Source organism: Wenzhouxiangella psychrophila (assembly GCF_042310375.1).
Lineage (GTDB): Bacteria > Pseudomonadota > Gammaproteobacteria > Xanthomonadales > Wenzhouxiangellaceae > Wenzhouxiangella.
On the sequence record NZ_JBHJMQ010000001.1, the window covers coordinates 29,928 to 45,310 of the forward strand.

General features: G+C 63.8%; 15 protein-coding genes and 1 tRNA gene. 12 read left to right on the top strand and 4 right to left on the bottom strand.

Annotation, left to right across the window (positions count from 1 at the left end; all coding sequences use genetic code 11):
* Positions 1-32 precede the first annotated feature (32 nt).
* From ACDC66_RS00125 to ACDC66_RS00150, 6 genes are all read left to right on the top strand, one after another.
* Positions 33-635 (top strand): ABC transporter ATP-binding protein, encoded by a 603-nt coding sequence (locus ACDC66_RS00125; protein WP_376694643.1) that lies wholly within the window; start codon positions 33-35, stop codon positions 633-635.
* Positions 632-1,435, top strand: a complete 804-nt coding sequence (locus ACDC66_RS00130; RefSeq protein WP_376694644.1) for an ABC transporter permease — start codon at positions 632-634, stop codon at positions 1,433-1,435. The genes ACDC66_RS00125 and ACDC66_RS00130 overlap by 4 nt, the downstream gene beginning before the upstream one ends.
* A 135-nt stretch (positions 1,436-1,570) precedes the next feature.
* Positions 1,571-3,385 (top strand): diguanylate cyclase, encoded by a 1,815-nt coding sequence (locus ACDC66_RS00135; RefSeq protein WP_376694645.1) that lies wholly within the window; start codon positions 1,571-1,573, stop codon positions 3,383-3,385.
* Positions 3,382-4,179 carry a flavin monoamine oxidase family protein gene (locus tag ACDC66_RS00140; RefSeq protein WP_376694646.1) on the top strand — a complete coding sequence of 266 codons (798 nt, stop codon included), beginning with the start codon at positions 3,382-3,384 and terminating at the stop codon, positions 4,177-4,179. Before ACDC66_RS00135 ends, ACDC66_RS00140 begins: the two co-directional genes overlap by 4 nt.
* Positions 4,121-4,324, top strand: a complete 204-nt coding sequence (locus tag ACDC66_RS00145) for a hypothetical protein (RefSeq protein ID WP_376694647.1) — start codon at positions 4,121-4,123, stop codon at positions 4,322-4,324. Before ACDC66_RS00140 ends, ACDC66_RS00145 begins: the two co-directional genes overlap by 59 nt.
* Complete coding sequence (locus ACDC66_RS00150) at positions 4,299-5,150, top strand: SAM-dependent methyltransferase (protein WP_376694648.1); 852 nt, start codon at positions 4,299-4,301, stop codon at positions 5,148-5,150. The genes ACDC66_RS00145 and ACDC66_RS00150 overlap by 26 nt, the downstream gene beginning before the upstream one ends.
* Here the strand turns inward: ACDC66_RS00150 and ACDC66_RS00155 are convergent.
* A complete protein-coding gene (locus ACDC66_RS00155; protein ID WP_376694649.1) occupies positions 5,147-6,721 on the bottom strand; it encodes a phospholipase D family protein in 1,575 nt (524 codons plus the stop codon). The two genes, ACDC66_RS00150 and ACDC66_RS00155, sit on opposite strands and share 4 nt — an antisense overlap.
* A 141-nt stretch (positions 6,722-6,862) precedes the next feature.
* Between ACDC66_RS00155 and ACDC66_RS00160 the strand changes: the two genes are divergently transcribed.
* The 3 genes from ACDC66_RS00160 to ACDC66_RS00170 are packed head-to-tail and all read left to right on the top strand — an operon-like array spanning position 6,863 to position 8,781.
* Positions 6,863-7,156, top strand: a complete 294-nt coding sequence (locus ACDC66_RS00160) for a sll1863 family stress response protein (RefSeq protein WP_376694650.1) — start codon at positions 6,863-6,865, stop codon at positions 7,154-7,156.
* A gap of 5 nt (positions 7,157-7,161) precedes the next feature.
* Complete coding sequence (locus ACDC66_RS00165) at positions 7,162-7,377, top strand: ChaB family protein (RefSeq protein WP_376694651.1); 216 nt, start codon at positions 7,162-7,164, stop codon at positions 7,375-7,377.
* Positions 7,378-7,410: 33 nt separating this feature from the next.
* Positions 7,411-8,781, top strand: a complete 1,371-nt coding sequence (locus ACDC66_RS00170) for a M24 family metallopeptidase (RefSeq protein WP_376694652.1) — start codon at positions 7,411-7,413, stop codon at positions 8,779-8,781.
* A 13-nt stretch (positions 8,782-8,794) separates the two neighbouring features.
* On the opposite strand, the gene ACDC66_RS00175 is transcribed toward ACDC66_RS00170, so the two are convergent.
* A complete protein-coding gene (locus tag ACDC66_RS00175) occupies positions 8,795-9,961 on the bottom strand; it encodes a lipase family alpha/beta hydrolase (RefSeq protein ID WP_376694653.1) in 1,167 nt (388 codons plus the stop codon).
* Between the two features lie 123 nt (positions 9,962-10,084).
* On the opposite strand from ACDC66_RS00175, the gene ACDC66_RS00180 reads away from it, so the two are divergent.
* Positions 10,085-10,160 (top strand) — tRNA-Ala (locus ACDC66_RS00180).
* A 15-nt stretch (positions 10,161-10,175) separates the two neighbouring features.
* Here the strand turns inward: ACDC66_RS00180 and ACDC66_RS00185 are convergent.
* Positions 10,176-11,513 (bottom strand): EAL domain-containing protein, encoded by a 1,338-nt coding sequence (locus ACDC66_RS00185; protein ID WP_376694654.1) that lies wholly within the window; start codon positions 11,511-11,513, stop codon positions 10,176-10,178.
* Complete coding sequence (locus ACDC66_RS00190; protein ID WP_376695134.1) at positions 11,497-12,579, bottom strand: PilT/PilU family type 4a pilus ATPase; 1,083 nt, start codon at positions 12,577-12,579, stop codon at positions 11,497-11,499. Before ACDC66_RS00190 ends, ACDC66_RS00185 begins: the two co-directional genes overlap by 17 nt.
* A gap of 198 nt (positions 12,580-12,777) precedes the next feature.
* Between ACDC66_RS00190 and ACDC66_RS00195 the strand changes: the two genes are divergently transcribed.
* Together ACDC66_RS00195 and ACDC66_RS00200 are read left to right on the top strand one after the other, a co-directional pair.
* On the top strand, positions 12,778-14,271 hold the full coding sequence (locus ACDC66_RS00195; protein ID WP_376694655.1) for a sensor domain-containing diguanylate cyclase: 1,494 nt from the start codon (positions 12,778-12,780) through the stop codon (positions 14,269-14,271).
* Positions 14,268-15,026, top strand: coding sequence for an SDR family oxidoreductase (locus tag ACDC66_RS00200; RefSeq protein ID WP_376694656.1), 759 nt, complete (start codon positions 14,268-14,270; stop codon positions 15,024-15,026). Before ACDC66_RS00195 ends, ACDC66_RS00200 begins: the two co-directional genes overlap by 4 nt.
* Positions 15,027-15,383: the final 357 nt, after the last annotated feature.

The following is a 15,383-nucleotide window of genomic DNA, read 5'->3' on the forward strand; positions in this document are numbered from 1 at the left end:
ACTTTGGCCGGGAACGCCGGAGTGAACAATACGTGGAAGCCGAAGCGCTAGAACTCGAGCAGGTTGGCGTCGGCACGCTCGCATATGTCGATCTGACGGTGGCACCGGGGGAGATCGTGTGCCTGTCCGGGCCGTCGGGTTCGGGCAAGACGCGACTGCTGCGTGCCGTCGCCGATCTCGAGCCGCATGCCGGCTGTATCCGCCTGGGCGAGATCGAACAGGACGCCATGCCCGCCCACGAGTGGCGCCGCGCCGTCATGCTCGTGCCGTCCGAGAGCCAGTGGTGGCACGAGCGGGTCGGTGCGCACTTCGCCCGGCCCATGAAGGAAGCACTGGCCGAGCTGGGCTTCGAGGCCGGCGTCGAGGACTGGCCGGTTATGCGCCTTTCCTCGGGGGAGAAGCAGCGCCTGGCGCTGGTGCGTGCCCTGTCGACGGGGCCGCGCGCCCTGCTTCTGGACGAACCCACGGCCAATCTAGATGACGACAGCGCAGAGCGGGTCGAGGCCTGGCTGACGCGGCTGATTCGCGAGCATCACATGCCGACCCTGTGGGTGGCGCACAGCATCGCGCAGATCGAGCGCGTTGCCGACCGGCATTTTCGGGTGGCCGGTTCACGGCTGAAGGTGGCGGCATGAGTAGCGTGATTGATCTCAGTTGGTGGCAACTGGCCCTGGCGGCCGTGCTGGTGCTGGCCCTTGCCGGCAGCATGTGGTTGACCCGCCTGGGCCTGAGTGGCTCATTGCTGGTTTCCGCGGGTCGAACCGTGGTGCAACTGGCCCTGGTCGGCCTGGTACTCGAGGCCCTGTTCGCCGTCGGCGCCCTGGGCTGGATCGCGCTGATGGCGCTGGTCATGCTGTTGCTCGCCGGGCGCGAGGTAATGGCGCGCCAGAAGTACCGACTGATCGGCGGCTGGGCTTTCGGTATCGGCACCGTTTCGATGTTCGTCTCGGCGTTCACCGTCACCGTCCTCACGCTGGTGGTGGTGATCGGGCCCGATCCCTGGTACTCGCCGCAGTACGCCATTCCCCTGCTGGGCATGCTGCTGGGCAACACCATGACCGGCGTGGCGCTGAGCCTGGACCGGCTGACCGAGTCGGCCTGGCGTGAGCGTATGTTGATCGAGCACCGGCTGCTGCTGGGTGAAACCTGGCTGGAGGCCATTTCCGAAATTCGCCGCAACGCCATGCGCTCGGGCATGATCCCCATCATCAACGCCATGGCCGCGGCCGGCCTGGTCAGCCTTCCCGGCATGATGACCGGCCAGATCCTGGCCGGCAGCCCGCCGGCGCTGGCGGTCAAGTACCAGATCCTGATCATGTTCACCATCGCAGCCGGCACCGGTTTCGGCACCATGGTCGCGGTCTCGCTCGGCAGCCGGCGCCTGTTCGATGCTCGTGAGCGCCTGCGCATCGATCGCTTGTCGGGCGGAACCTAGAGTCGGTCCAAAGAAACCCGCTCGAAGTGCGACTCGGGTTGGACTTGAGACGCCGGCGAGTATAGCCTTGCACTCTGGACGAAAGAGGGAGTTCGGACAAGCGATGGGTCACCCGGTTGCACGGATTCGGGGGCGATGAGGGCGTTTTCCTTGAGGGGACGATACGGCCTCGGGTGGTGTGCGCTTGCCGTCATCATCCTTGCCGTCGATTTCGCGTCGGCCCAGCCGGCCGGCAATTCTTTCATCGAACTCCCCGCCGAGGGCGTGGTGGCGGACGTCAAGCAGTATGCCCTGACGAGACCCGACCCGGATGGCGAGCTCGAAGCGGCCGCGCTGCTGCGGTCCGATGCCGGCTTCGTTCCCTTCGATCCGGGGCTGAATGAAGACGCGCCGCCGACCTGGCTGAAGTTCCACGTGGTCGCGCCGGAGTCGTCGAACGGGCGCTACGTGCTGCGCGTGGCCCGGCGCTTTTTTCGCGAATTCGATCTTTATACCGTCAGCCCCGACGGACCGATCGAAGTCCGGCGCGCCAACACCCACACCGCTGTCGATGCCGAGACCGTTGGGCGTCAGTATGTGTTCGACCTTGCCTTGCCGACCGACGAGCGCACGGCTTTTCTGATCCATGTGGACACGATCCAGTCCAGCCTTCAGCCGGTCGAGCTGTGGATTCAGGACGAATTAAGCTTCAGCCGGACGCAGAGCCGGCCCTACCTTTTGTTCGGGCTGGTTTTCGGGATCCTGCTGGCGCTGATCATCCAGAACCTGGTGCTCTATCTCAACCTGCGCCTGGCCGGCCATCTCTACTACGTCATTGCCACGCTCAGCCTGCTGGTGATGCTGGGCTTCGATTCAGGGTTGCTGCAGAACTTCCTGTTGCCCGAGGCGCTGCAGCCCTACGTGATTCGGCTCAACATTCTCTTCGCCGCCCTGTTCGCCATTTCCACCATCCTGTTCTTCCGGTTCTTCGTGCGCGCGGAGCGCAGCATTCCTCGATTGGCGAAAGTCTTCAAGGTCGGGATCGTAGTGTTGCTCATTCTCGGCATCAGCCAGATCTTCGTACCGAACTCGATCTTCTTTCAGGTTGCGATGCCCGTCCAGTTCGTCTCGACCTTCCTTTACCTGCTGCTGATACCGGGTTCCATCATTGCAGCGCGAAAAGGGGTCATCGAAGGCTGGATCTTCCTGGTGGCCTGGAGCATTTATTTGTTCAACGGCATCGCGCGGAGCCTGATGTCGCTGGATGTGTTCGAGCGTATCACCGTGCTCGAGTACCTGCTGTATGGCTGCGCCGTGATCGAGGCCACCATCCTGGCGCTGGGCCTGGCCTATCGCGTGCGCCAACTTTACCGGCGGCACGACGAAGCCCTGCGCGAGCAGCACCGCGCGGCAAGACTGGCCAACCTGGATCCCCTGACCGAAGCCTACAATCGCCGCTTCCTGCAGACCTATCTCGAAGGCGTCGTGCCCGAATCGTCCACGGACTCCTTCGATCGGGCGGTGCTGATTCTCGATCTGGACAACTTCAAGGAAACCAACGACGAGTACGGTCACGCCGCCGGCGATATGGTGCTGCGTGAACTCGTCAAGCGTTGCCGGCGGGCCTTGCGCGAAGGCGATGTCATCTGCCGGCTCGGCGGCGATGAATTCGTGATCGTCCTCTCCGACCAGGCCGATCGCAACGGCCTGCAGGTTTCGCGGCGCATACTCGACGAGGTCGCCGGCAGGCCGTTCCTGTTCGAGGGAGCCACCATGCCGGTGACCACCAGCATCGGCGTGGTGTCGAGCATTTCGCCCAAGTGCGGCGTCAGTGACATCCTGCGCATGGCCGACCAGGCGCTCTACCAGGCCAAGCAGGCCGGCCGCAATCGTGCCGTGCTGTTCGATCCTGACAAGGCGACCCCCTTCCGCCACGGCCCTTCCCGCGAGCCCCTGAGATACGAGACATGAAACAAGAACAGATCACGATCATCGGCGGCGGCGTCTCCGGCCTCTATGCCGCCTGGCGGCTGTTGAAAGCCGGCCACGATCCCTCGAAGCTCGCCGTGCTGGAAGCCACCGACCGCCTCGGTGGGCGGCTCTGGTCGCTGCGCATGCAGCCCGACAGCACGCTGCCGGCCGAACTCGGCGGCATGTTCTTCAATGACCAGCAGCGTTTCGTCTACGGCCTGTGTACCCGGGCCTTCGATCTGCCGAAGGAAACCGTCAAGCCGCAGCCCGATTTCGCCTGGATGCGCGCGACGCGCTTCCGGATCGAGGATTTCGACGATTCCGAGACTTTGCCTTACAACCTGTCTTCGGATGAACAGGGTCTGAGCTATTATCAACTGCTCGACCTGGCCTGCACCCGAATCGCGCCCGACATCAAGCATCTGTGGCCGAGAAACCCCGACGGCACGCGCGAGCAGACGCTGGAATATCTCAGAAACCACGAAATCGAGGGCCGGCCCCTGTGGCGCTGGGGATTCTGGAATCTACTTGCCCGCGCGATCAGCAACGAAGCCTGGCTGGCGCTGCGCGGCATGCTCAGTTCCAACGCGGAACTGGCCAACTGGAACGCCTTCGACGCCATGGTCTCGATCGTGGTCGAACAAAGCGGCAAGTGGTACCGGCTGACCCACGGCTATCAGCACTTGCCCGAGCAGCTCGCGGCTGAGCTGGGCGAGGCCGGCGAGGAGTGCCGAAATGTCCGAAGCAACCAAGAGTTTTTTGACCAAGCTGGCCGAGGATCCCGAGTTGCGTGAAAGCTTCAAGGCGGATCCGAAAAAAGTCATGGACGAGCACGACGTGCCTGCCGATCACCAGGAAATGATCCTCAAGGGCGACAAGCAGGGCGTGATGGAAGCCGCGGGCGCCCAGGATATTGACTCCGATCTGCTCATCTTCTGATCGATCACGTATTGGCCGTCTGAGCGTTGTCGGCACCGGCATACGCCCGGGCGGCCATCTCACCCGAGAGGCGCAGCATGTCATCGCCGCCGCCGACTGTGTCTTCACGGTTGTCGACGGTCTGACCCTCGAGCGCCTGCGTGAAATCAATGCCGTCATTGAATCACTGCAGGACAGCTATGCCGTCGGTCGGCAGCGTGACGACAGTTATGCCGAGATGGTGCAGCGCATTCTTGCCCCGCTCGAGGACGGCCGGCATGTCTGCGCCGCCTTCTATGGCCATCCCGGGGTATTCGTCTGGCCGGCCCACGAGGCCGTGCGCCGGGCGCGCGCGGCCGGCTACCGCGCCGTGATGTATCCCGGCATCTCGGCCGAGGACTGCCTGTTTGCCGACCTCGGCCTCGACCCGGCCCTACATGGCTGCCAGAGTTTCGAGGCGACCGACTTCCTGCTCCATGCGCGCCGCTTCGACCCGACGGCGGCGCTGATCCTGTGGCAGCCGATCACGCTCGGCGATCTCGGCCGCAACGTATTCGATTTCGACCCCGAGTGGGTGCGCGTGCTCGCCGAGGTGCTGGTCGAAGACTATCCGGCCGACCACCCGGTGACGATCTATGAGGCAGCCGTGTTTCCGCTCGATGCGCCTCGCATCGAGCAAGTGCCGTTGAACCGCCTGCACGAGGCACACTTCACGCAGGTTTCAACGCTCTACCTGCCGCCGGCATCGGGGCCGATGTTGAGCGCAGAACGGCTCGAGCGCCTGGGTGTTCGTGAATCGGACCTGGCTCTCGGCGCCTATCAGCAATACCGCCGGCGGGAAGGCTAAAGCAGCCAGAGAATCGGCAAACGCGCCAGTACCGCGACGCCCATGCGTTTGAGCACACTGGTGTGCGGCTCGTGTTCGTGACGGAGGGCGCCCGAATCAGTCCGCTCGATCCAGTACAGTCCGCCATGGCCGTCAAGGTGGACCGAGTAAGCACGCTGCGGCACTTCCTCGGCAAAGGTCACGGCCATTTGCTCGGCCAGTTCCGCGTTGTCGATCAACAGGCCCATCTCGGTGTTGAGCCTGGCCGAACGCGGGTCGAAATTGAACGAGCCGACGAAAACGCGCTCGCCGTCGACAGCGAAGGTCTTGGCGTGCAGGCTCGAGCCCGAGCTGCCCAGCGGTCCCTTGCCGCGCATCCGTTCCTGTCCCGAAAGCCGTTGCATTTCGTAGAGCTTTACCCCGGCCTTCAGTAGCCGCTTGCGGAAACGGCTGTAGCCTGAATGAACAGCAGCCACATCGGTCGCCTCCAGGGAGTTGGTCAGCACCGTGACTTCCACGCCGCTTTCGGCCAGTTCGGTAAACAGTTTCGCGCCGTTGCGCGTCGGCACGAAGTAAGGCGAGACCACGTAGATGCGCTTGCCCGGCAGCCCGATGGTTTCCTGCAACTGCTCGCTCAGCGGCCCCCTCGGCCCGGGCTTGTCGAGGATTTTGTGCGGATCATCGCTGACAAGCTTCGCCCGCCCCCACAACATGGCCAGCCGACCGTCGAGGAACTGATCGACGAAGGCCGAATTCTCGAAATTGTCCAGATAGGCAATCGCTCGCTTGTCGTCTTTCAGTTCGGCGGCTTCCCGGCGCAGCCGCCGGCCCGGATTATCCTCCGGCAGCGCGACCAGGGATTCGATCGGCCAGGCGGACTCGCTGTTCCAGTAGCGGTCGAAATCCTCCGAGACGTCCCCGACAACCTGGCCCACGGTCAATACGTCTACGTCGGCAAACAGCAAGCCGGTTCCGGCGGCGAAGTACTCGTCGGCGATGTTGCGCCCACCAACGATGGTGGCCCGGTTGTCGGCGGTGAAGGACTTGTTGTGCATGCGCCGGTTGACGCGGCGAAAATCGGTCAGGTAATTGACCCAGCGCGGCCAGCGCAGGGCGAAGGGGTTGAACAGGCGGACCTCGATGTTCTGGTGGCCGGCCAGGACCACGAGCTTGTTGTCCAGGCCCTCGATGCCGTTGTCATCGAGCAGCAGGCGCACGCGCACACCGCGGTCGGCCGCCTCGAGCAGCGCGTGCAGCATCAGCGTACCGGTCAGGTCATCGCCCCAGATGTAGTACTGGATGTCGAGCGTTCGTTCGGCCGCCTGGGTGAGCAGGTAACGTGCGGCGAAAGCGTCGAGCGGGTCGTACAGCGGGTGGACGCCGCTCTTGCCGGGATGATCGCTGATCTGCTCGCCAAGCGACCGGCCCAGCCGCGTCTCGCGCGCCGTTTCAGCAGGCAGCGCATCGGAACGGGCCGCGCCGGGGTATTCAGGCAGCCGGGGCCAGAACATCCCGATCAACCCGGCAATGACCGCTGCTGCCACCAGGCGCCGCCATGGGAAACCAGCGCGTTGTGTGGGGCTTGCATTCATTCATGAACCAAGCTTGTTGACGCTTTTCGGGATTTGCAAGCCGGCAGTCCCTCCGCATGGGTATGCAGTCTCCAACTTTCCGTCGGGGTGGCGTAGACTCCTTTACTGTAGCGCCCGACGGCGTTCAACGGGAGATCAATAATGAGCAGCGAAGACAGAAAGGCATTCATCGAGCGACTCAAGTCCAACCTCGACGAGCTCGACCACAAGATCGAAGAATTCGAAGGTCGGACCGAGGAAGTCAGTTCGAAGGCACGCGAGGAATACCATGAGCGCCTGGCCGAACTGCGGAGCAGACGCAAGGACCTGGCCAACAAGCTCGACGAGGTTCGTGCGGGCGGCGAGTTGCAGTGGAACAAGCTCAAGCGCGAAGCCGAGCACACCTGGGATGCACTGCAGAACTCGTTCAACTACTTCAAATCGCACTTCAAGTAGCGGCCATGCCTTACGAGCGCAACGCCGACCTGCCCGATTCGGTGACCGACAACCTGCCGCAGGGTGCCCAGACCATCTATCGCAAGGCTTTCAACTCGGCGTGGGAGGAATACAGCGACGAGTCCGATCGTGAGGGCATAGCGCATCGCGTGGCCTGGTCGGCGGTCAAGGAGTCCTACGAAAAGGACGAGGACGGCGCCTGGGTCAGGATCGAAGACTGAGCCGGGGCCACGCGCCCCGCACGAGGAAATGAAATGACAAGCAATCCGATATCACGAGCGGCCCTGGCGTCGCTGGTCTTGCTGACGCTGTCGGCTTTCAGCGCCGACGCCATGGCCGCCGAACAGGGCCGGACAATCACTTCAGCCGACCGCGCGGTACTCTCGTCGCGCGAACGGGTCGAGCCGGAAAACGCCATGCTGACCGACCGGCTCGAGGGCCTGCTGCCGGGCCTGATGGAAGAGACCGGCATCGACATGTGGCTGGTGCTCAATCGCGAATATGCCGAAGATCCGGTCTACTTCACCCTCGTGCCGCAGCCGAGCTTTGCCGCGCGACGCACCACCATGCTTGTCTTTCACCGGCACGAAGACGGTTCGGTCGACCGCCTGACCGTCAATCGCTATCCATTGGGCGACCCCTATGAGTCCGCCTGGGAAGGCGGCTCGCTGGATGAACAATGGCAGGCGCTGGCCGAACTCATCGTCGAGCGCGATCCAGAACGCATCGGCATCAATACCTCCGCCACGTGGCCGGAGGCCGACGGCCTCACCCACGGCCTGCACGAGAAGCTCGTGGCTGCCCTGCCCGGCGATTTCCACGATCGCCTGGTTCCCGCCGAGGATTTGGTGGTGCGCTGGCTCGAGACACGCAGCGAGCGTGAGCTGGCGGTGTATCCGCACGCCGTCTCGATTGCCCGCGGCGTGATTGCCGAGGCCTTTTCCGGCCGTGTCATCACACCCGGCGTGACGCATACCGACGACGTTGCCTGGTTCATTCGCCAGCGTTTCGAACAGCTCGGACTGGAACCGTGGTTCATGCCCTACGTCAACATCCAGCGCCCCGGCGAGGACTGCGGCGAGGACGACGCCTTCTGCGGCATCACCGGCACCATAAGGCCGGGCGATGTCCTGCATACCGATGTCGGCATCTGCTATCTCAAGCTGTGTACCGACACCCAGGAGATGGCTTACGTGCTCGAAGCCGGTGAGAGCGAGGTCCCGCAGGGCCTGGTCGATGCCCTGGCCGAGGGCAATCGCTGGCAGGATCTGCTCACCGAGGAGTTCGTCACGGGCAGGACCGGTAACGAGATTCTCGCCGCCGCGCAGGACGCCATGGCCGACGAACCCTGGTCATTCAATATCTATACCCATCCCATCGGCTTTGTCGGCCACGGACCCGGACCGACGATCGGCATGTGGGACCTGCCCGGCGAAGTGGCCAATACCGGCGACTGGCCCCTGCACGAAAACACGGCCTATGCCATCGAGGGTGGCATCATGACGCCGGTGCCGGAGTGGGACGACCAGTTCGTCAACATCAAGCTCGAGCAGACCGCCGTGTTCGACGGCGAGCGGGTGATCTACCTGGCCGGCCGCCAGACCGAGTGGCACCGGGTGCAGTAGCGCGCCTGATTGTTCAGCGCAGCCAGCGGCGCAGGCTGCGATAGACCTCGGGGTGGTGCAGCAATCCCCAATGGCCTGCGCCGGTCACGATCCGGCGGTGTTCTTCCGGAATCTTCAGAGCCTGTTCCGGGTCGGGATGCCGGCCCAGGGCGCTGTCGACGGGTACCAGTTCATCGCCGAGAAAACCACCGGCCAGGCCGCTGGCTCGCGTCCGGGCGGTTGCGGCGATGGCGTACTCCTCGACCCCGGCATCCAGAACCGCCAGGCCGCCGTGACGCAGGTCCGTGATGCCCGCGCTGCGGATGCCGCCGAGCCGCATGAACGGCGCGCTGTACGGGCTCATTCCCAGCAGGGATTCGAAGCGATGACCTGCTCGCTCGAGTGGTGCGCCGTGGTGCGGCGTGCCCAGGTAGACCACGCGATCCAGCGATCCGGGCCAGCGAAGATCCTGGTCCATGCCATGATCGAGCGCGCTCCGGGTCACCAGGCCGCCCATGCTGTGCGCCAGGATCGTGATGGACTCGACCGGTACCGGCCAGCGCTCGACCAGCGCCTCGAGCAAGGCCGCGAAGTCGTTGCCGTTTTCCCTCACGCGCCGGCCCGAGTTGTAGTGCAGGTACAGCGGCGTGTAGCCGAGGGCCGAACCAAGACGGGCGGGCAGGCCCGGTCGGCGTTCGCCGTTTTGACCCGCCCTTTCCCAATGCAGGTCGTTCATGCACAGGCCGTGGATGGCAATCAGCAGCCTTCCGGTGGGCCCTTCGATGTGCTCCGCCAGCGCCGATTGCTCGAGTACCAGCGGCTCACCACCCAGCCGGAACGACATGGGAATGGCCAGCGGATTATCGCTGGCGTCCAGATGGTCGCCCAGAACGCCGTTGAGCACGGCAAGCCAGTGCTCCCGGATCCCGGATGCGCCCGCGCGCGGCTGTCGGGCCACGAGTGGCGACGCAACGGCATTGATTGACGCGCCGACCGCGGCATTGACGCCGCGCACGCTGCGGTAGACCAGGCCGGTGATGCCGCGCGAGCGCGCTTGCACCGGCGGGCCCAGGGGCAGGGCCGCACGGGCAATGGTGGCGTGCAGGTGCTCGACCAGGTGGCTGGTGCCCGCCACGCCGTCGACCGCCAGCCGGGCAAGACCGTGGAAGTCGGAGGCGTAGAGGTGTCGGTAGGGGGTCAAACGGCTTTCCTTCTGGGCAGGCGTCGGTATCTTGGACTCCCGGCGGTGTATTTGGTTGCCACGGGCTCCCTGATGACTTTTATGTGCGAAGTTGGGTAGAATACGCGGCCAGCCTGATCCCGTGGGGCCGTAGCTCAGTTGGGAGAGCGCAGCATTCGCATTGCTGAGGTCAGGGGTTCGACTCCCCTCGGCTCCACCACTTTATCCAATCCTTCTATTTCTCCTGTCCCGGACTGGTCCGCGGTCGTTGGATGTAGTCGCCCTGGATGAAGTCCACGCCGGCCTGCCAGAACTCGATGACCTGTTCCTCGCGGTCGACCTCGGGCATGATCACGGCCTGGTCGGCGCTGTGGGCCTGCTTGATGAAGGCCGTGAAATCACCGGACAGTTCCGGACGCTCTTTCATGCTTTCGGCAAACTCGGGGGCCATTCGCAGGTAATCGATCGCTGAATCCCCGGCCGGCCGGTGATCGAGATGGTCCGCGTTGATGCCGCTCAGGCCGATACGGATTCCCAGGTTGGATAGGGCCTCTGCGGCCCGGCGTGTTTCGCCGGCGCGGTTCTCGAGGTCGAAAATCTCGAATTCGGCGATCACGCGCGGCCCGACTTGTGGATGACGGTCGCACACGCGCCTGAGCCAGCTCAACATGGGCTCGGAAAGGGCTTCGGGAGAGACGTTCACGAGAAGCCGCAGTGCCGGCGCATCGTCCGCCGCAGTGGCCAGGTAGTGCACGCTTCGTCGCAGGGTCCAGCGCTGCAGGGCGCCGATCAGTTCGTGACGCCGGGCCACACCCAGGAAATGCCGGGCCGGGATGAGTTTGCCGGAGTTGCTGATCAGCCGCGCCCAGACCTGGTAATAAAGGGACAGATCGTCACTGGCGGCCAGCAGCGGCTGGAAGACCATTCGCAGTCGGTTCGACTGCAAGGCGCGCTGAATTTGCCCGGCGAGTTGCCGTTCGCTGCCCAGCTCCTCGCGCGGGGCTTCCACCGGCCGGAACAGGCGGTACTGGTTCTCTCCTCTTTCCGACAACTGCTCGGCCAGGTGCATGGCGTCGAGCAGCGCTTCCTCAGCGCCGCGTACGCGACGGTCGAACCAGCACAGGCCGATACTGAAACTCGCCGTCAACCAGCGTGACCCGATCGGGTACTCCGCCTCGGTGAGCTTGTGCAGCATGTCGGCAGCCCACTGCTCGATATCGCGTTCGCCGTCGCCCGGCCAAAGCACACCCACCAGGCTGCTGTCGGCCAGGCGCAGGAAGATATCGTGATCGGCAAGATTCTCGAGCGCTCTTTCTTCGATCAGGCCGTTGACGGTTTCCAGTCCGCCGAAGCCGAAGTGGTCGCGACACTCGCGCCAGTTGTTGAGGTAGATGCAGGCGACGCCGTGCGGATTTTGCTGTGGGTCGTTGATGAATTGACGATAGCGGTGCTCGGCATAACGCAGGAACTTTTGCCGCGCTCCCCGCGTTCCGGCATGGGCGTCGATCAGCCGCGCGGTGCCGACGCGCTCGGGCTGCGCTTTTGCGCCCTCCCGTTCAGTCGGATCGGTCAATGCTGAGACCTTCCGGTGCGTCGTCGGTGCTTCTATCCCGCGAGGTGCGAATGGCCAGGCCCAGATCGTTGCGCGAGTCGGCGTGCTCCATCGCCTGCTCTTCGCTGATCCTGCCTTCCTTGTAGAGCCTGAGCAGCGCCTGGTCGAAGGTCTGCATGCCGGCTTGCCCGCCTTCTTTCATGGCTTCCTTGATGCTGTCGATGTCGTTTTTCAGGATCAGGTCGGCAACGTAGGGCGTGCGGATCAGAATCTCGACGGCTGGCACCCGCTGGCCGTCGGTGGACGGCACCAGGCGCTGGCTGACGATCGCGCGCAGGTGTTCCGACAGATCGACGAAAAGCTGATGGTGCGCGGACTCGGGAAAGAAGTTGATAATTCGATCCAGCGTCTGGTTGGCGTTGTTGGCATGCAGGGTCGACAGGCACAAGTGTCCCGTCTCTGCATAACTGATGGCGTGCTTCATCGTCTCCCGGTCGCGGATCTCGCCGATCAGGATCACGTCGGGCGCCTCGCGCATGGCGTTCTTCAGGGCATTGGAATAACTCAGCGTGTCCAGGCCGAGTTCGCGCTGGTCGACGATCGATTTCTTGTGCTGGTGGAGGAACTCGATCGGCTCCTCGATCGTGAGGATGTGCCCCGTCTTGTGCTGGTTGCGGTGATCGATCATCGACGCCAGGGTCGTCGACTTGCCCGAGCCGGTCGCCCCGACGACCAGGATCAGGCCGCGCGGCTCCATGATCAGGTCCTTGAGAATCGGCGGCAGGTTGAGGTCCTCGATTGAGGGAATCTCGCTTTTGATATAGCGAATCACCATGGCGACCGAGCCGCGCTGCCGGAACAGGTTGATCCGGAAACGCCCCAGTGACTCGAGCGCGATCGCGAGGTTGAGCTCCAGTTCCGCCTCGAAAGAAGCGATCTGCTTGTCGTTGAGCAGCGAGTAAGCCAGCTTTCGCACATCCTGGGAAGAAAGCGGCTCCTTGCCCAGGCGCCTGGTCTCGCCCTGGATCTTGATACCCGCTGGCGTTCCGGCGCTGAAGAACAGGTCGGAAGCGTTGTGCTTGACCATCGTGTGCAGGTAGGTCTCGATTTCCACGGTCACCACTACAGCATGCGTTGAACCGGCAGCATAGGTAACCCCCCGCTTCTATGCAATCGGCGGGTGTGCGTTGGTCTGGAGGACATGCTGCTATTATTCATCTTGTAGGGCCGGTCTGAACACCGCTTGGTTCTGCACTTCGCAGGAAAGGGGCACTTCAAGTTACTGATGGTTAAAAAGAACCAACCAAGCGGGGATGGGTTCCACTCTGCGGTCCGGCTGGTCGGACTGGCGCTGGCGTGGATTCTGCTGTGGCGGGCTTCGGCGTTGATGGAATACGCCCCGCACGCCAGTATCTGGTTTCCGCCGGCCGGGCTGACGCTCGCCGCCTTTCTCACCATGGGCTGGCGGGCGGCCTGGGCGATTGTGCCCGCGGCCATTCTGGTGACTTTCTGGACCGCCGCGCTCTACGACCTCGAACAAACGACACCGCACACATTGTTGGCGGGCGTCCTATTCGCGCTCGCCCACGGCGGCTCATATGCCCTGGGTGCGGCCGTTCTTCGCTGGCTGGGGCGTCGCGAGCCTGCCCTGTCCTTGCCGGCACTGGTCATCACCTTCCTGGTCATCGCATCGGCTTCGGCGTTGCTGGCTTCGAAGCTGGGTATCGAATCCCTGATCCTGGGCGGTTCGTTGAAGCGCGCTGACAGCGCCGGGCTCTGGTTGCCCTGGTGGATCGGCGACATGGCGGCTGCCGTGACCCTGGCGCCCTTGTTCGCGGGCCTGCTGGGTCAGGCGAAGCGGCCGGGCACGAGCCGGTTTCCGATCATCAGATTGACGGGGTCGGAGAACGCCCGGGCCCCCTGGTTCCTGAAGCTCACGACGCTTCTGACCCTGCTGGCCATCATCATGGCGCTCACCGCGCTGTTCGGCCGCGGTGAGCTCCTCGCTTTTGCCGCGTTCTTCCTGATCATCCCGCAAATGTGGATCACCTATACCGAGTCGGCTTTCCGGGTGGCCGTCTCGCTGGCGGCATTCAGCATCCTGATCGCCGTAAGCGTCGGCGCGCTGGGGCTGGAGGAGCACGCCATGGTCTACCAGTTCGCCATCACGGTGATCGCGGCCAGCACCTGGTTCGGACTGACGGTGCCGACACTGGTCGAACAGAATCGCCACCTGCGTGAAATCGCCGAAGCCGACGAGCTCACCGGCGTGACCAGTCGCCGCCACTTCTTCGAGCGCGCCCGGGAAGAACTGGACAGCCTGCAGGGAAAAGCTTCATCGTGTTCACTGGTCATTTTCGACGTCGATCGCTTCAAGCAGATCAATGACATTCACGGGCATTTTGCCGGTGACGCTGCCCTGCAAGAGATTGCCACGACCGTGTCCGGGCGTTTGCGTCGAGAAGACCTGTTCGGTCGCTTCGGTGGCGATGAATTCATGGTGCTTATGGGTAACTGCCCCGGCCCACGCGCGGCCGAACGCGCGGAGGAATTGAGGCTGGCGATTCACGAGATTCGGCTTCCCAACCTCGATGCCGCACTGTCGGGGACGTTCAGCGTGGTCGAAGTCATGCCCGACGAATCGATTACCCACGCCTTCGACCGTGCCGATGCGTTGCTGCTTCATGCCAAACGATCGGGCCGCGACCGGGTTGTGCGCGGTGACCGAGCCAATGGACGCCATCACCGATTTCCGACTTCACCGATAATGCAGCCATGAACGACAAGACCGGAAAACACAACATCCTGATCACCGGCGCCAGCTCCGGGCTGGGCCGCGGCATGGCGCGCGAATTCGCCGCGAAGGGCTGCAACCTCGCGCTGTGCGCGCGCCGTACCGACCGGCTCGAGGAACTGCGCGAGGAGCTGACCGGCAAGCACGGCATCCGGGTCGAACTGCGCGCCCTCGACGTCAACGACCACGACCGGGTTTTCGAGGTCTTCCGCGACTTCGCGCGCACCCTGGGTCGCCTCGACCGCGTGGTGGTCAACGCCGGAGTCGGCGATGGCCGCCGCATCGGCACCGGTCGTTTCGACCACAACCGCAAGGTCATGGAAACCAACCTGGTCGCCGCCCTGGCGCAGTGCGAGGCCGCCGTCGAAATCTTTCGCGAGCAAGACCATGGCCACCTCGTGCTGGTCTCCTCGATGAGTGCCGTGCGCGGCCTGCCCGGCCACATGACCACCTACGCCGCCAGCAAGGCCGGCCTGGTCCACCTGGCCGAGGGCATTCGCGCCGAGCTGATGAAAACGCCGATCAAGGTCACCACCCTGCTGCCGGGCTTCATCCGCACCGAACTCAACGAAGACGCCGACAAGATGCCCTTCGAAGTCGACGAAACCACCGGCAGCCGCGCCATGGTCCGCGCCATCGAGCGCGCGCCTGCCACCGCCTGCGTGCCGGGATGGCCCTGGCGGCCCATCAGTTGGTTGATGAAGATCCTTCCCCTGAAGGTGATTGCCAAAAACGCTTGATCCGGCAGATTGCTCGTTGCCGCGAGGCCGCTGTGCGGGCTTCGACACTTCAAAAGCTGTTTCGCCCGGCTTGCTTCGCAAGCTCTTGCGGCGAATTCCTTTTACCTCGCGCGGCAAAAGGAATCAAAAGCGCGCTTAAAAGATTGCGGAAGCGCCGCAGGACCACCGAGAAGTGCGGGCTTCAGGATTTTGCTTGCGTCTTCGCTCTAGCTCCGTCTAGACACATGGCGTCTTCGACGTCCCAGGGGCGTAATCTGCATTCTGATGGCTCGACCTCGATCACCGCGGCCTCACCTGTGCCAGTGGAGACGACTTCGGGTGAATGTGCCCCGGGTTCAGACCTATGGCACGGCCGTC

What these genes read in the sequence shown, in the direction of transcription:
- ACDC66_RS00130 (WP_376694644.1), top strand. Translation starts at nt 632, where the DNA reads ATGAGTAGCGTGATTGATCTCAGTTGGTGGCAACTGGCCCTGGCGGCC.
- ACDC66_RS00155 (WP_376694649.1), bottom strand. Translation starts at nt 6,721, where the DNA reads ATGAATGCAAGCCCCACACAACGCGCTGGTTTCCCATGGCGGCGCCTG.
- ACDC66_RS00195 (WP_376694655.1), top strand. Translation starts at nt 12,778, where the DNA reads ATGGTTAAAAAGAACCAACCAAGCGGGGATGGGTTCCACTCTGCGGTC.
- ACDC66_RS00145 (WP_376694647.1), top strand. Translation starts at nt 4,121, where the DNA reads ATGTCCGAAGCAACCAAGAGTTTTTTGACCAAGCTGGCCGAGGATCCC.
- ACDC66_RS00140 (WP_376694646.1), top strand. Translation starts at nt 3,382, where the DNA reads ATGAAACAAGAACAGATCACGATCATCGGCGGCGGCGTCTCCGGCCTC.
- ACDC66_RS00165 (WP_376694651.1), top strand. Translation starts at nt 7,162, where the DNA reads ATGCCTTACGAGCGCAACGCCGACCTGCCCGATTCGGTGACCGACAAC.
- ACDC66_RS00135 (WP_376694645.1), top strand. Translation starts at nt 1,571, where the DNA reads ATGAGGGCGTTTTCCTTGAGGGGACGATACGGCCTCGGGTGGTGTGCG.
- ACDC66_RS00190 (WP_376695134.1), bottom strand. Translation starts at nt 12,579, where the DNA reads ATGGTCAAGCACAACGCTTCCGACCTGTTCTTCAGCGCCGGAACGCCA.
- ACDC66_RS00160 (WP_376694650.1), top strand. Translation starts at nt 6,863, where the DNA reads ATGAGCAGCGAAGACAGAAAGGCATTCATCGAGCGACTCAAGTCCAAC.
- ACDC66_RS00200 (WP_376694656.1), top strand. Translation starts at nt 14,268, where the DNA reads ATGAACGACAAGACCGGAAAACACAACATCCTGATCACCGGCGCCAGC.
- ACDC66_RS00170 (WP_376694652.1), top strand. Translation starts at nt 7,411, where the DNA reads ATGACAAGCAATCCGATATCACGAGCGGCCCTGGCGTCGCTGGTCTTG.